Here is a 15,413-nt window from a genome sequence, read left to right as displayed (position 1 = left end):
TCAGTGAAGTTTTGTTAAATACGTTCATCATTTGACGTAAGGTTTAAAAAAATAACCATCCATCACGACGAACGACGAACGAAAAACGATAAAAGGAGAAATATACCATGTCACTATTCACGGTCAAAGAAGGGAAGAAAATGCGCTGCGGCTATACGACCGGGTCCTGTGCGGCCGCGGCGGCCAAGGCGGCGGCCATCATGGTCCTGACCGGGCGCCGCGTCGAAGCCATATCCTTGCAGACGCCGCAGGGGACGGTCCTCCAGCTCATCCCGGAAGACGTCTCTTTCGGTCCACAGTCGGCGACGTGCGCCATCCGCAAGGACAGTGGCGACGACCCGGATATCACTGACGGCATGCTGGTCTACGGGACCGTCGAAAAGACGCCGTCCGGCCTGTCCATTGTCGGCGGCATCGGCGTCGGCCGCGTGACCCAGCCCGGCCTGGCCTGTGCCGTCGGCGATTGGGCCATCAACCCCGTGCCGCGCCGCATGATTACCGAAGCCCTGCAAGCGGCTTGCCGGCAGTGCGGCTATACGGGCGGCCTGCGCCTGACCTTGTCCATCCCCGAGGGCCAGCGCCTGGCCCAGAAGACCTTCAACCCGCGCCTGGGCATCGTCGGCGGCCTGTCCGTCCTGGGGACGTCGGGCATCGTCGACCCTATGAGTGAACAGGCCCTGGTCGATACGATCCATACGGAAATGGATTCCCGCCGCGCTGCCGGCCAGACCCATTTATTGGCCTTTTTCGGCAATTACGGCGTCGATTTCAGCCGCGACCATCTGGGCGTCGACGTCAGCCAGCGCGTGACCATCAGCAACTATGTCGGCGAAACCCTTGATTATGCCGCCTACAAAGGCTTTTCCGACGTCCTGGTCATCGGCCATATCGGCAAATTGGTCAAAGTCGCCCAAGGCATCATGAATACCCATTCCCATTATGCCGACGGCCGCACGACCCTCCTGGCCCTGGAAGCCGTCTTTGCCGGTGCCTCACGGCAGCTGGCCCGTCAGATTTACGACAGCCTGACGACGGATGAAGCCGTGCGCCTGCTGAAGGAACAAAACCTGCTGGAACCGGTCATGGCCGCAGTCTGTGAGAAAATCGAGGCCTATATGGACCAGCGGACCCATGGTGAAATCCCGACGGCGGCCGTCGTCTTTTCCAATGCCTACGGCGTCCTGGGCCTGACGTCGCGGGCCAAAGAATTTCTTGCATTGCATACGAAGGGGGAACTACGATGATACACTTTGTCGGCGCCGGTCCCGGTGCTGTCGACCTCATTACCGTCCGCGGCCAGAAATTACTGGAAACAGCGGACCAGATTATTTACGCCGGCTCCCTGGTCAACCCACAGCTGCTGGCCTGTGCCAAAGAAGGCTGCCGCATCCTCGACAGCGCCGGCATGACGTTGGAAGCCGTCGTGGCGGCCATGGAAGAAGGGGAGGGCCAGGGCTGGATGACCGTCCGCCTGCATACGGGCGATCCATCAGTCTATGGCGCCATCCGCGAGCAGATGGACATCCTCGCCCAGAAGGGCATCGCCTATGACGTCGTACCCGGTGTCAGCTCCTTCTGTGCCGCTGCCGCGTCCCTCCAGGCCGAATATACCCTGCCGGGCATCAGCCAGTCGGTCATCATCACCCGCATGGAAGGGCGGACGCCCGTGCCGGATAAGCAGAAAATCGCCGATTACGCCGCTCATCAGGCGACGATGGTCATTTTCCTCAGCGCATCCCTCTTGGACGGCCTCCAGGCCGAACTCCTGCGCGGCGGCTATGCGGCAGATACGCCGGCAGCCATCGTCTACAAAGCATCATGGCCAGAAGAACAGACTTATACCTGCACGGTCGGCACCCTGGCTGAAACGGCCCGGCGCCATGCCATTTCCAAGACGGCTCTCATCGTCGTCGGCAAGGTGCTGGGGCCGGCTTATGACCGCAGCCTTTTGTATCATCCGGCCTTTACCCACGGCTGCCGCCAGGCGGCGCCGGAGGACCAGCAGTACGGCGACCATATCGGTCAGGAGACGGAACCATGAAAGCCGTCGTCCTGTCCTTTACCCAGGCCGGGACGGCCCTGGGCTGCCGCGTCGCTGCCTGCTTGCGGGGAGGCGGCTGGGACGTCCGCCAGGCGTCGCTGAAGAAATTCGCTGTCGTCCAGGAAGGGGTCCTGCCGTTTACACCCAATCTCCACGATGAAGAGGCCCGGGCTTTTGAAGCGGCCCGGCTGGTCGTCTTCATCGGCGCCGCAGGCATTGCCGTCCGCACTATTGCGCCCTTTATCCGCCATAAAGACCTGGACCCGGCCGTCCTGGTCATCGACGAGAAGGGCCAGTTCGTCATCCCCATCCTGTCCGGTCATATCGGCGGCGCCAATGCCATCGCCCGCCGTCTGGCTGCAGAACTGGAAGGCCAGGCCGTCGTGACGACGGCGACCGATGTCAACGCCTTGTTCGCCGTCGATGAATGGGCGGCCCGCCAGGGCCTGCGCCTGTCGTCCCTGAACGATGCCAAGGCCTTTGCCGCTGCCATACTGGAAAAGGGCGCTGCCGGCGTGTACAGCGATTTCCCCCTGCAGGGGCCGCTGCCGCCGGGCCTGGTCTATGCCTTCCATGGCGACGCCGGCCTGGTGATCACGACCAAAGCCCACGTGCCCGTGTTCCGCACGACTGTCGTCGCCCGGCCGGTCATCGTCCACATCGGCATCGGCTGCCGCAAGGGTACGCCGGCCAAAGACATCGCTTATTGGGTCAATGCCGTCCTACAGCGGGCCAACTTGTCGCCCGACGCCATTGCCGACGTCAGCTCCATCGACGTCAAGCAGGATGAAGCCGGTCTCTTGGCCTTTGCCAAGGCCCAGCAATGGCCGCTGCACTTCTTTACGGCCGATGAACTCAATGCCGTGCCAGGCGACTTTACGGCGTCCGATTTCGTCAAACAGACTGTCGGCACGGATAACGTCTGCGAACGGGCTGCCGTCCTGGCCAGCCATCAAGGGACCCTCATCGTCACCAAACAGAGCCGCCGCGGCATCACCGTAGCCGTAGCCTGCGAACGCTACCAGGTCCGGTTTGCATGTTGAAAGGAGAAAGGTTATGAAACATCGTATTTATGTCGTCGGCATCGGACCGGGTTCCCTGCAGGGCATGACCCTGCAGGCCCGGGAAATCCTCGATGGCTGCGACTGCATCGTCGGTTACGACACCTATATTGATTTGATACGTCATTATTTTCCTGATAAAGAATTCGTCACGACGGGCATGACCAAAGAAGTCGAACGCTGCCGCATGGTCCGGGACCGGGCCAAGCAGGGGCAGACCGTGGCCATCGTGTCCAGCGGCGATGCCGGGATTTACGGCATGGCCGGCATCATGCACGAAGTGGCTGCCGATGACGACGTCGACATCGTCGTCATTCCCGGCGTGACCGCTGCCAGCGCCGGTGCGGCCCTGCTCGGTGCGCCGCTGGTCGCCGATACGTGCCTCATTTCCCTCAGCGATTTGCTGACGCCGTGGGAAAAAATCGCCAACCGCCTCGACTGTGCCGCTGCCGGCGACTTCGTCATCTGCCTGTACAATCCGGCCAGCAAGAAGCGGGCAGACTATCTGGAAAAGGCCTGTGACATCATCTTGCGCCATCAGCCAGCCGATACGCCGGCCGGCATCGTCCGCAATATCGGCCGCGAAGGCCAGGAAGTGACGGTCCTGACCCTGGGCGAACTGCGCAAGATGCGCCTGGATATGTTCTGTACGGTCTTCATCGGCAACAGCCAGACCCGGAACATCCATGGCAAACTGGTCACACCGCGGGGATATCACTTATGAGGAGCCCCGTATGGATTGCCGGCGGCACGACAGAAGGGCGGAAACTAGCCCATTATGCCGACTGCTGTCATATCCGGGCTTACGTGTCCGTCGCCACCGATTACGGCGCTTCGTTAGTGCCTGAAAGCCCTTTCGTGACCGTCGTGACCGGCCGCATGGACGAAGGGGAGATGGAAACCTTTCTCCGGGAACAGGCTATCGCTCAGGTCATCGATGCGACCCATCCCTATGCGACAGTCGTGACGGCCAATATCCGCCAGGCCTGTGCTGCCGTCGGCGTCCCGTACCGCCGCATCCAGCGCCGGCGCGGCCGCTATGAGGACCAGGTTGGCTGCATCGCCGTCCATTCCGTCGGCGAAGCTGTCGAAGTCCTGAATCACACGACGGGGCCCATCTTCTTGACGACAGGCAGTAAGGACTTGGATTCCTTTGCCCAGATTCCCGATTATGCCCAGCGCATCTACGCCCGCATCCTGCCCGTCCGTCCGTCGTTGGACCGGGCCCTGGATCTAGGCTACCTGCCGGCCCACGTGATTTGTATGCAGGGCCCCTTCACGACCGAACTCAATGCGGCCATGTTCCGCCAGACCGGCGCCCACTACGTCGTCACCAAGAACTCCGGCCACACCGGCGGCTTCCAGGAAAAATTAGAAGCTGCCAGACAAACAGGCGCCACGGTCATCGTCATCGAACGGGGAGAGTAATGACAAGAAAGCAACCTCTCCGGCTCTTTGAGCCACCTCCAGCCCATCTCTCTGTTTTGGCAACCGCCCTGAGCTTCCCTACGGTCAGCACCTGACGGGCTAAAAAGGGCCTATGAGGGGAGGCTTAAGAGCAAGGCTCCCCTCATAGGGGAGCTGTCAGCGCAGCTGACTGAGAGGTTGCTTTTTACACATATCTATTCAGGCAAATAGGGAAGACGCAGTTCGCGAAAAATAGCCCCGTTCGGGAAATTTTTGCGAGCGAGGGTTACTCGAAGTGATGTTGTCCGTTTGAAACTGTTGCCGCACCGCGGCATCTGAGTTCGAGCAGTCTGCGGACTGCGACCTGCGGGCGCCCATGAAAGGAGACATACCATGCACGTATATATTATCGGCACAGGGCCCGGTAATCCGGCGTTGTTGACGGGGCAGGCCAAAGCGGCCATAGAGGCTTCGCCTATCCTCGTCGGCGACAAGCGGATGCTGGCGCCTTTTGCGGCTTCCGGGAAGCGCCTGGTCGCGACGTACCGGCGTGACGATATTTGTCAGCTTGCCGCTTCTTTGTCCGATGAGGAAGGGCCCATGGCCATCCTCGTGTCCGGCGACGTCGGCTTTTTCAGCCTGGCCGCCTTGCTCACGGACATCCCTGGCTGCACGGTGACCCGCATCGCCGGCATCAGCAGCCTCGTCTACTTTGCGGCTGCCTTGCAGACGACGTGGAACGACGCCTTTATCGTCAGCCGCCATGGCCGCCGGGAATCCCTCGTCGCCGCCGTCCGCCAGCATCGGAAAGTCTTCGTCCTGACAGGCGGGGCCGATTCACCGGCCGCCTTGTGCCGGGAACTCTGCCAGGCAGGCCTGGATACGGTGTCCGTAGCCATTGGCTGCGACTTATCTTATGACAATGAAACCATCCTCCGCGGGACGGCTGCCGATTTCACCGACCGTCCCGCCGATTCCCTGGCCGTCATGATGGTAGAAAACGAAAAGGCCCGGCCCTGGGTGCGGCCCGTCCACGGTCTGCCCGATGAAGCCTTCCTGCGCGGCAAAGCGCCCATGACCAAGCAGGAAATCCGCAGCGTCGCCCTGTCCAAACTGGCTCCGGAAGCAGACGCCGTCGTCTGTGACATCGGGGCCGGTACTGGTTCGTGCACGGTCGAACTGGCCTTGCAGGCTCCTTTTGGCCACGTCTATGCCTTTGAAATCAATGAAGAGGCCCTGACTGTATTGCAGCAGAATATCGGCCATTTCGGCCTGACTAACGTCACCGTCGTCGCCGGCGATGCCAGCCAGACCTTGAAAACCTTGGACATCGCACCGGATTACGCCTTCATTGGCGGGACCAAAGGCAATCTGGCATCCATCCTCGATGACCTGTATGACAAGAATGAAGCCTGCCGCATGGTCATTACGGCCATCAGCCTGGAAACCCTGGCCGCCGTCACCGCTTATTACGCCGCCCGTAACGGATACCAGCTGGACATCACCCAGGTCAGCACGGCCCGCAGCAAACGAGTCGGCCAGCATCATCTCATGATGGCCCAGAACCCGGTATATATCATGACAGCTGTCCGTCAGGACGCAGGGGAAGCTTAGACCCAGACTGTCGCACAAAGGTTTCTGCCACCTTGCAAGGGGCCTTTGCTGGAAGAACTCCTCAGTCGGCTATGCTGCCAGCTCCCCTTCTCAGGGGAGCCTTGTTGCGAACTGCGAAGGCGGGCCGCCTAGCCACAGCTGTCCGTTTTGGCAACCGTCTTGCGCCTCTCGCTGGTCGGCACCTGACGGGCCAAAAAGGCTTAGGACGGCCCCTACAAAGTGACCTGCGGCCTGCCGGGGTCTTTGCTTTTTCGATGAACGATGAACGACCTACGATGAACGACTTTACATTCACGAAAGGAGATCCTCATGCCCTCATCTATACAAGGAACGCCAGTTCCACGGCTGCTTTTGGCAGCTCCCAGCAGCGGCAGCGGCAAGACGACGGTGGTCTGCGCTTTGTTACAGGCCCTCAAGGACCGCGGCCTGTCGCCGGCTGCTTTCAAGAGCGGTCCTGATTATATCGACCCCATGTTCCACCGCCGGGTCCTGGATACGCCGTCGTATAATCTGGACCTCTTTCTCCTCGGCCGCCACGAGCCGGGCGCCGCAGCTGCCCGGGAGACGCTGCTGTGCCATGGTGCTGCGGCTGATGTAGCCATTTTGGAAGGGGCCATGGGCTACTACGACGGCGTCGGCACGGGTTCGGAGGCCAGCGCCTATGAATTGGCCGCAGCGACAGATACGCCGGTCGTCCTCGTCGTCGACGGCCGCGGTGCCGGCCTGTCGCTGGCAGCCGTCTTGCAGGGAATGGCTGCTTTCCGGGCTGACAGCCACGTCGTCGGCTTCATCGTCAACCGCATCAAGCCCATGGTCTATGAGCATTTCAAAGGGGCCTGGGAAAAGGCATCGGGCCTGAAAGCCCTGGGCTGCTTCCCGGATATGCCGGACTGCACTTTTTCCAGCCGCCATCTGGGACTGGTCACAGCCGATGAAATTACTGACCTCCAAGGGAAAATGGCCGCTTTGGCCGCCCAGGCCGAAAAGACTATCGCCATTGATGAACTCCTGGCTTGTGCCCGCCAGGCAGCGCCTTTGACCGGGTCTGGCAGTCCGGCCTTTCATCCCGATCCTGGCCGGGCCGTCCTGGCCATCGCCCGGGACGAAGCCTTCTGTTTCTATTATGAAGACAGCCTCCAGGTCCTGCAGCAGGCCGGCGCGGACCTGGTCTTTTTCAGTCCCCTCCACGACGGGGAACTGCCGCCTTGTGACGGTCTCTATCTCGGCGGCGGCTATCCCGAACTGTATGCCCAGGCCTTGAGCCAGAACGCGTCGATGCGTGCATCCCTTCGCCGTGCCTTGGACGCCCGGCTGCCGTGCATCGCCGAATGTGGGGGATTCATGTATCTCCATCAGGCCTTTCGCGACAGCCAGGACCGCCTGTGGCCCTGGGTCGGCGCCGTACCTGGCGAAACCTTCATGACCTCGTCCCTGAAGCGTTTCGGTTACGTCACCCTGAAGGCTGAAAAAGACAACCTGCTCTGCTGCGCTGGCGACACCGTGACGGCCCACGAATTCCACTATTCAGACAGCACGGACAACGGCCATGATTTTACGGCCTATAAGGCCGGGAGCCAGCACCATTGGCCCTGCATCATGGCGAACGACCACTTCATCGGCGGCTATCCCCACATCCATTTCCTGGGGAAAAGGGACTGGGCCGCCCGCTTCGTCGCAGCCTGCATCCATCGAAAGGAAGGAACTCATGAAAATTGAACACATTTTACCAGCCGATATCGAACGGCGCAGCATGGAAATCATTGAAGACGAATTAGGCGACATCATCCTGCCGCCAGACGAAAAGGATATCATCAAGCGCGTCGTCCACACCAGTGCCGACTTTGACTATGTCCGCAACCTGCGTTTCAGCCCTGGCGCCGTCGACCAGGCCTTGACGGCCCTGAAAGGCGGCTGCACCATCGTGACCGATACCAACATGGCCTGCATGGGTATCAGCCAGCCGGGTCTAAAAAAACTGGGCTGCCGCAAAGTCTGCTTCATGGCCGATGAAGACGTAGCTGCTGCTGCTAAAGCGCAGGGGACGACGCGGGCCCAGGCTTCCATGGATAAAGCCGCAGCCCTCGAAGGGCCGGTCATCGTCGCCGTCGGCAATGCCCCGACAGCCCTCCTGCGCCTGCGGGAACTCATCGATGCCGGGAAGATGCGGCCGGCCCTGATCATCGGCGTCCCTATCGGTTTCGTCAACGTCGTCTATGCCAAAGAAGTCATCATGGAAGCCGGCATTCCCTACATCGTCGCCAAAGGCCGAAAAGGGGGCAGCACCATCGCCGCCGCCATCTGCAACGCCCTCATCTATCGCCTGACGAGAGGGTAGGCATTGTAGGGGACGCCCAAAGGGCGTCCCGCAGGCCACCGGCCGCCTTGGACTCAGATGCGGCTTTGCCGCGACAGATTCATGATTGTATTACGACCGCGTGCCATTCGTCATAAATTCCGGCTAGGCACAGGATTCACGGCGGCCTTTTTGGCCCGTCAGGTGCCGACCAGCGGAAGGCGCAAGACGGCTGCCAAAACGGACAGCCGTGGCTGGACGCCTTCTAGGCGTCCCCTACGGTATCGCAGTCAGGCGATGGAAAAGAACGCAGTCACGGTTATTTACGGAGTTCAAAAGCGGGCGCGCTACGTGTACGCCCCTACGAGTCAGATGCGGCTGTGCCGCAACAGACTCAAATTGACAACGACGCTTCGGGAAGCCCTCAGCGCGTAGCGGGCCGCCCGCCGCTGCTATCCGTTGGGGGAATCGTCCTGCATCGGATGGGACAAAAAGGCTCTGGGACGTCCCCTACGGTATCGCATACAGGCGATGAGTTGATATTTACTGCAAACTGCAAACGCAAAACGAGGCTGTCTTGGTGGGCAGCCTCGTTTGCCGTCTGCTACCTGCGGTATTGGCTCCGAGGCTTGCAAAATATGGCAAAAGGTGATTAAATTATATATGTGTTGAATTTTGACAAACGATTCCGATTTGTCACGCTAAAAATATCTGCAAGGAGTGTCAGTATGAAAATCAGTGCCGAAGAAATAAAGAAGATCGCACTGTTGTCCCGCCTGGAAGTCAAGGAAGACCAGATGGAAACGGTCGGGAAACAGCTGAACGACATTTTATCGTACATGGATCTCTTGAGCCAAGTCGATGTGACCGATGTCAAGCCGACGGCCCATGCCGTATCCATGTCCAACGTCATGCGCGACGACGTTCCCCAGCCGTCGCTGGCCAATGAAAAAGCGCTTCAGAATGCGCCGGAACAGGCTGATGGCTATTTCAAAGTTCCGAAAGTCATCCAGGATTAACAGGGAGGCGTATGTATGTTAACCATCCATGAACTGCATGAAAAACTGGTCAACGGCGACGTATCGGCTGTCGAATTGACCAAGGCTTTTCTTGCACATAAAGATACAGTAGAACCGAAAGTACAGGCGTTTTTATCGGATAACCGCGACTATGCCCTAGAAGCGGCTGCCGCTGTCGATGCCAAAATCGCAGCCGGTGAAGCCATCAGTGACCTCGCCGGGATTCCCGGTGCCATCAAGGACAACATCTGCATCAAAGGCCAGAAGGCTACGTGTGCATCGAAGATGCTGGAAAATTTCAAATCGCCGTACAATGCGACGGTCATCGAAAAATTGATGGCTGCTGATTATGTCAGCCTGGGCAAGACCAATATGGACGAATTCGCTATGGGCAGTTCGACAGAAAACTCGGCTTTCCAGCTGACCCATAACCCGTGGAACCTCGATTGCGTCCCCGGCGGTTCGTCCGGCGGTTCGGCGGCTGCTGTCGCTTCGGGTGAAACGGTCTGGGCCCTCGGCTCGGATACTGGCGGATCCGTCCGCCAGCCGGCTTCCTACTGCGGTGTCGTCGGCCTCAAACCGACATACGGCCTCATTTCCCGTTACGGCCTCATCGCCTTCGCTTCGTCCCTGGACCAGATCGGTACCTTCACGAATGACGTCGAAGACTGCGCCATCGTCCTCAATGCCATCGCCGGTCACGATGCCAAGGACTCGACGTCCATTCCCCAGGCTGAAAAAGATTACAAACAGGCCCTGGTCAATGACGTCAAGGGTATGAAAATCGGCGTCCCGGAAGAATTCTTCGGTGAAGGCCTCGATGCTGACTGCCGCAAGGCCCTGGAAGACGCTATCGAAACGTATAAGAAACTCGGTGCTGAAATCGTACCGGTCAGCATGCCCCACATGAAATACGGCATCGCTGCTTACTATATCATCGCGCCGGCCGAAGCCAGCTCCAACCTGGCCCGTTATGACGGCGTCGGCTTTGGCATGCGCGTCGACGGCAAGGATATCGTCGACATGTACATCAAGACCCGTACGAAAGGCTTTGGCGACGAAGTCAAACGCCGTATCCTCCTCGGGACCTACGTCCTCAGCTCGGGCTATTACGACGCTTATTATCTGCGGGCCATGAAAGTCCGTACTCTGATCAAACAGGACTACGACGAAGCCCTGAAGAAATGCGACGTCCTGCTCACGCCGACGGCACCGGATACGGCCTTCAAAATCGGCCAGAACAGCGACAATCCGCTGGCTATGTACCTCGGCGACGTCTGCACGGTCACGTTGAACCTGGCCGGCCTGCCGGGCCTCAGCATTCCCTGCGGCTATAAGAACGGCCTGCCCATCGGCATGCAGCTCATCGGCAAGGCCCTGGACGAAGCAACGCTGCTTCGCGTGGCCTATACGTTTGAACAGAATCGGACGGACCTTCGCAAGCCGTCGCCCATGGGGGAGGTTGAACTTTAATGAAATACGAATCCGTTATCGGCTTGGAAGTCCATGTCGAATTAAAAACGAAAACCAAGATTTTCTGCGGCTGCAGCACGGAATTCGGCGCCGAACCGAATACCCACGTCTGCCCGGTCTGCTTAGGCCTGCCCGGCGTCCTGCCCGTACTCAATAAAGAAGTATTGCATTATGCCGTCAAAGCCGGCCTGGCCCTGCATTGCGACATCCTGCCGTTCAGCAAATTCGACCGCAAGAACTACTACTATCCCGATTTGCCGAAGAACTTCCAGACGTCCCAGTTCGACCTGCCGATTTGCAAAGGTGGCTACATCGATATCGACGTCGACGGCAAACAGCGCCGCATCCATTTGACCCGTATCCATATGGAAGAAGACGCAGGCAAGCTCGTCCACAGCGGCGGCAGCATTGCCAACTCTGATTCGACCAGCGTCGACTATAACCGTACGGGCGTACCGCTCCTGGAAATCGTCGGCGAACCGGAACTGCGCAGCGGTGCCGAAGCCAGAGCGTATCTGGAAAAACTGCGCTCCATCATGCAGTACCTCGGCGTTTCCGACTGCCGCCTCGAAGAAGGCAGTATGCGCTGTGACGCCAATATCTCCGTCCGTCCCGTCGGTTCGGATAAATTGGGGACCAAGACGGAAATCAAGAACATCAACTCCTTCAGCGCCGTCCAGAAGGGGATTGAATACGAAGCCGTCCGCCAGGCTCAGATCCTCGACGAAGGCGGTACGATCCAGCAGGCTACGCGCGGCTGGGATGAAGCCAAGGGCATTACCATCCTCCAGCGCGTCAAAGAAGGGGACAGCGATTACCGTTACTTCCCGGAACCGGACCTCATTCCTATCGAAGTGTCGCCGGAATACATCGAACAGGTCCGCCAGGAACTGCCGGAAATGCCCGATGCCCGCTGCCAGCGCTTCCAGGATGAATTGGGCTTGTCCGAATACGACGCCAACTTGCTGACCCTGGAAAAACAGACAGCCGATTACTTTGAAGCCGTCGTCAAAGAAGGCGTCGATGCCAAAGAAGCAGCCAACTGGATGCTCGGCGAATTCGCCAAGAAACTGAACGAAGAAAACATCGACATTTCCGCTTCGCCAGTCAAACCGGCTGACCTGGCTGGCCTCTTGAAACTCATCGCTAAAGGGACCATCTCCGGCAAGATCGCCAAGAAAGTCCTGCCGGAAATGTGGAAGTCCGGCAAAGCAGCCGACGTCGTCGTCAAAGAACAGGGTCTGGTCCAGATCACCGATACAGGTGCCCTGGAAGACATGGTCAAAAAAGTCATCGCTGCCAACCCGCAGTCCGTCGCCGACTATAAAGCCGGCAAGAAGAAAGCCATCGGCTTCCTCGTCGGCCAGATCATGAAAGAAACAAAAGGCCGGGCCAACCCCGGCGTCGTCAACCAGCTGTTGACCAAGAATTTACAGTAAAAGATAGTTTGCAGCTAAAAAGGGACATCGCATGAAGGCCTATGCCATCATGCGATGTCCCTTTCTCTTTATAGTTTGTAGTACAGATTTTGTAGTTTTCAGAGAAAAACTTTAAATTTAAAGCCATCCACTAACAACTAACTGCTAGCCACTAACAACTTAAAAGAGCTTGTCGTCGTGCGACAAGCTCTTTTTTATATTATTCTTCCGGATGGAGCAGTTTATGGATGGCCGTGCTGGTCGGCAGGGTTTCCGTTTCTTCACCGTCTGTCGTATAGAGCAGGGGCGCGCCGAAGGTCTGGCCCTGGAGCATGGCTTCTTTGGCAATTTTGCCGATAGGATGTGGGATGACCGTTGCGTCGTGATGGGCTTCGTGGAAGGCTTTAGCTGCATCTTCCAGGGCCTGGATATCTTCTTTCGTCTGGACGGGGACAGCCAGTTCAAAGGTCTTGGCTTCCAGGTCCCAGCGGCTTTCCATCTTCTGGACGAGTTCGTCGGCTTTGGCGCCCTGGTCGGCGCGGATGACGATGATGGGGACACTGCCCAGGTCGACGGCCTGACCGGCGATGTCGTCGATGTCATCTTCGTCGAGGCTGCCTTCGATTTTGACGGCGTCGATGAGGGCCGAACGGATGGCAAAGCGTAGGATCGTCGCGTAGTCGTTGTCGGTCTGGTACATTTCCGGCAGCTTGCTCTTATCGCACGAGAAGAGGACCGACGGCTGTTCAGCATCACGGGCAATGAACAGCAGGGCGTTCCAGAGCTGGGACAAATTGATGGTCCCGTTGAAACAGCCGGCATCAAAGGCAATCATATCGTAAGGTTTCTTTAAGATTTCGTCGATTCGGTCCTGCAAATCTTCGATAGTTTCACATTCCAAGGGAACGGCGATGAAGGGATGGTCCGATTCAAAATGAATACTCATTGCACTAGGCATATATTATTACCTCCTAAGTCGTATTATCTTTATTGTACTCGGAATATGACTTGTTGGCAATGGCTATAAAAAAACGTTGACAAATCATCTCGTTTCTTGTATAATGTTTTTTGTTGGCGGGGCATAGCGCAGTTTGGTAGCGCACCTGGCTTGGGACCAGGGGGTCGCAGGTTCAAATCCTGCTGCTCCGACCATTACCGACCGATGCGGGTGTAGCTCAGTGGTAGAGCGCCAGCCTTCCAAGCTGGTTATGTGGGTTCGATTCCCATCACCCGCTCCATTTTTTGAGACTCAGTAGCTCAGCTGGATAGAGCAACAGCCTTCTAAGCTGTGGGTCTAGGGTTCGAATCCCTACTGGGTCACCACTTACTTGCGCCTATAGCTCAGGGGATAGAGCACCGGTCTCCGGAACCGGGTGCGAAGGTTCGAATCCTTCTAGGCGCACCAAAAAAATAGTGAAAAGGACCCCGCACGAAGGCTTTTGCCATCATGCGGGGTCCTTTTTCATTTTATAGTTTGTATAATCTGGTTTTAAATTGTTAACCATCCGCTAACTGCTGCATGGTAGGGAATACACAAAATTCACAGCGGGACGCTCTCTGGGCGTCCCCTACAGCAAAAAAGGGATTGTCGCATGTGCGACAATCCCTTTTCTATATCTTACACTAAACCTTGTTCAATCATGACGTCGGCGACTTTCATGAAGGCCGTGATGTTGGCACCGGCGACGTAGTTGTCGGGGACGCCGTATTTTGCGGCGTTGTCACGGGATTCTTCAAAGATGTTGCGCATAATGTCTTTGAGGGTAGCGTCGACTTTTTCAAAGGGCCAGGACAGGCGTTCCGAGTTCTGAGCCATTTCCAGGGCCGATACGGCGACGCCGCCGGCATTTGCAGCTTTGGCCGGCGCAAAGAGGACGCCGTGTTCCTGGAAGTAAGCCATAGCGTCGAGGGTCGACGGCATGTTGGCGCCTTCGCCGATGGCTTTTACGCCGTTCTGGACGAGGATTTTAGCCGATTCCAGGTCGATTTCGCCCTGTGTAGCGCAGGGGAGGGCGATGAAGGCCGGGATTTTCCACATATCGCGGCTGTTTTCGTGGTATTCTGCATCCGGATGGGTTTCGATGTATTCTTTGATGCGGCCGCGGCGGACTTCTTTGATGTCCTTGACGGTTGCGACGTCGATGCCATTGGCGTCATAGATATAGCCGCTGGAGTCGGAGCAGGTGACGACCTTGGCACCCAGGGCCTGGGCTTTTTCGATGGCATAGATGGCGACGTTGCCCGAACCGGAAACGATGACCGTCTTGCCTTTGATGTCGATGTTCTTGTTGTCCAGCATATCCTTGACGAAATAGAGGAGACCATAGCCGGTAGCTTCTGTACGGGCGAAGCTTCCGCCGTAATCAATGCCTTTGCCTGTGAGTACGCCGGCATCGAAAGCGTCCTGGATGCGTTTGTACTGGCCATAGAGGAAGCCGATTTCACGGGCGCCGACGCCGATGTCGCCAGCCGGTACGTCGATGTTGGGGCCGATGTGGCGGCACAGTTCGGTCATGAAGCTCTGGCAGAAATGCATGACTTCCCGGTCCGATTTGCCTTTCGGGTCGAAGTCCGAGCCGCCTTTGCCGCCGCCGATGGGAAGGCCGGTCAGGGCGTTCTTGAAGATCTGTTCAAAAGCCAGGAACTTCAAGATGCTCAGGTTGACGCTCTTGTGGAAGCGCAGGCCGCCTTTGTAAGGGCCGATGGCGCTGTTGGCCTGGACGCGGTAGCCGCGGTTGACGTGGAAGACGCCGTTGTCATCTTCCCAGGGGACGCGGAAAATGATGACGCGTTCCGGTTCGATGATGCGTTCCAGGATGTGGTGCTGTTTATATTTCGGTTCCTTTTCCAGCATGGGCACGAGGGACGTCAGTACTTCGCGGGCTGCGTTCTGGAATTCCGTCTGTTCAGGGTCACGGCGCTGGATGATGGCCAGCACGTCTTCTACATACTGCTGCATTTCTGTCATAATGGATTCTCCTTTGAATGAATATTTTATTGTAATGAGGTAGTCGATAGATGCGTCGTAATGACTTTTTTGCATCCGTTGGAGATATTATAGAAAAGATTTTAGAAAATGTAAATAAA

13 protein-coding genes and 4 tRNA genes are annotated in these 15,413 nt (G+C 57.8%); 15 read left to right on the top strand and 2 right to left on the bottom strand.

Annotation, left to right across the window (positions count from 1 at the left end):
- The first annotated feature begins 107 nt into the window (after positions 1-107).
- From cbiD to gatB, 11 genes are all read left to right on the top strand, one after another.
- Entirely contained in the window at positions 108-1,244 is a 1,137-nt protein-coding gene (cbiD, locus tag ACFWUB_RS01400) for a cobalt-precorrin-5B (C(1))-methyltransferase CbiD (RefSeq protein WP_302511612.1), read from the top strand.
- Entirely contained in the window at positions 1,241-2,041 is an 801-nt protein-coding gene (gene cobM, locus ACFWUB_RS01395; protein WP_020309854.1) for a precorrin-4 C(11)-methyltransferase, read from the top strand. The genes cbiD and cobM overlap by 4 nt, the downstream gene beginning before the upstream one ends.
- On the top strand, positions 2,038-3,084 hold the full coding sequence (locus ACFWUB_RS01390; RefSeq protein ID WP_292105697.1) for a cobalt-precorrin 5A hydrolase: 1,047 nt from the start codon (positions 2,038-2,040) through the stop codon (positions 3,082-3,084). The genes cobM and ACFWUB_RS01390 overlap by 4 nt, the downstream gene beginning before the upstream one ends.
- A gap of 13 nt (positions 3,085-3,097) precedes the next feature.
- Positions 3,098-3,826 (top strand): precorrin-3B C(17)-methyltransferase, encoded by a 729-nt coding sequence (gene cobJ, locus ACFWUB_RS01385; protein WP_020723783.1) that lies wholly within the window; start codon positions 3,098-3,100, stop codon positions 3,824-3,826.
- Positions 3,823-4,530: a precorrin-6A reductase gene (gene cobK, locus ACFWUB_RS01380; RefSeq protein ID WP_292105701.1), complete on the top strand. Its 708-nt coding sequence runs from the start codon at positions 3,823-3,825 to the stop codon at positions 4,528-4,530. Before cobJ ends, cobK begins: the two co-directional genes overlap by 4 nt.
- Before the next feature lie 372 nt (positions 4,531-4,902).
- On the top strand, positions 4,903-6,123 hold the full coding sequence (gene cbiE / locus ACFWUB_RS01375) for a precorrin-6y C5,15-methyltransferase (decarboxylating) subunit CbiE (protein ID WP_302680829.1): 1,221 nt from the start codon (positions 4,903-4,905) through the stop codon (positions 6,121-6,123).
- A gap of 351 nt (positions 6,124-6,474) precedes the next feature.
- On the top strand, positions 6,475-7,839 hold the full coding sequence (locus ACFWUB_RS01370; RefSeq protein WP_302680828.1) for a cobyrinate a,c-diamide synthase: 1,365 nt from the start codon (positions 6,475-6,477) through the stop codon (positions 7,837-7,839).
- Positions 7,829-8,458, top strand: coding sequence for a precorrin-8X methylmutase (locus ACFWUB_RS01365; RefSeq protein ID WP_416184076.1), 630 nt, complete (start codon positions 7,829-7,831; stop codon positions 8,456-8,458). Before ACFWUB_RS01370 ends, ACFWUB_RS01365 begins: the two co-directional genes overlap by 11 nt.
- Positions 8,459-9,144: 686 nt before the next feature.
- Positions 9,145-9,435, top strand: a complete 291-nt coding sequence (gene gatC, locus ACFWUB_RS01360) for an Asp-tRNA(Asn)/Glu-tRNA(Gln) amidotransferase subunit GatC (protein WP_014016522.1) — start codon at positions 9,145-9,147, stop codon at positions 9,433-9,435.
- A 15-nt stretch (positions 9,436-9,450) separates the two neighbouring features.
- The gene (gatA, locus tag ACFWUB_RS01355; RefSeq protein ID WP_416184075.1) at positions 9,451-10,908 is read left to right on the top strand and encodes an Asp-tRNA(Asn)/Glu-tRNA(Gln) amidotransferase subunit GatA; all 1,458 of its coding nucleotides are present in this window, start codon (positions 9,451-9,453) and stop codon (positions 10,906-10,908) included.
- Complete coding sequence (gene gatB, locus ACFWUB_RS01350) at positions 10,908-12,347, top strand: Asp-tRNA(Asn)/Glu-tRNA(Gln) amidotransferase subunit GatB (protein WP_020309846.1); 1,440 nt, start codon at positions 10,908-10,910, stop codon at positions 12,345-12,347. Before gatA ends, gatB begins: the two co-directional genes overlap by 1 nt.
- Before the next feature lie 199 nt (positions 12,348-12,546).
- Here gatB and ACFWUB_RS01345 read toward each other — a convergent pair whose 3' ends face one another.
- Positions 12,547-13,284, bottom strand: coding sequence for a type I 3-dehydroquinate dehydratase (locus tag ACFWUB_RS01345; protein WP_239639548.1), 738 nt, complete (start codon positions 13,282-13,284; stop codon positions 12,547-12,549).
- Positions 13,285-13,401: 117 nt separating this feature from the next.
- Between ACFWUB_RS01345 and ACFWUB_RS01340 the strand changes: the two genes are divergently transcribed.
- The 4 genes from ACFWUB_RS01340 to ACFWUB_RS01325 all read left to right on the top strand — a co-directional run bounded on the left by ACFWUB_RS01340 (position 13,402) and on the right by ACFWUB_RS01325 (position 13,731).
- Positions 13,402-13,478 (top strand) — tRNA-Pro (locus tag ACFWUB_RS01340).
- Positions 13,479-13,490: 12 nt separating this feature from the next.
- Positions 13,491-13,564, top strand: a tRNA-Gly gene (locus ACFWUB_RS01335).
- A gap of 8 nt (positions 13,565-13,572) precedes the next feature.
- Positions 13,573-13,649: transfer RNA gene (locus ACFWUB_RS01330), tRNA-Arg, on the top strand.
- Positions 13,650-13,656: 7 nt separating this feature from the next.
- Positions 13,657-13,731 (top strand) — tRNA-Arg (locus ACFWUB_RS01325).
- A 213-nt stretch (positions 13,732-13,944) separates the two neighbouring features.
- Here ACFWUB_RS01325 and gdhA read toward each other — a convergent pair.
- A complete protein-coding gene (gdhA, locus tag ACFWUB_RS01320) occupies positions 13,945-15,294 on the bottom strand; it encodes an NADP-specific glutamate dehydrogenase (protein WP_020311544.1) in 1,350 nt (449 codons plus the stop codon).
- Positions 15,295-15,413 lie beyond the last annotated feature (119 nt).

The organism is Megasphaera sp. (genome assembly GCF_047831605.1).
In the GTDB taxonomy this organism is placed as follows: Bacteria; Bacillota; Negativicutes; order Veillonellales; family Megasphaeraceae; genus Megasphaera; species Megasphaera intestinihominis.
Note: the sequence above shows the minus strand (reverse complement) of the source record. Positions and strands in the feature narration are given on the sequence as shown.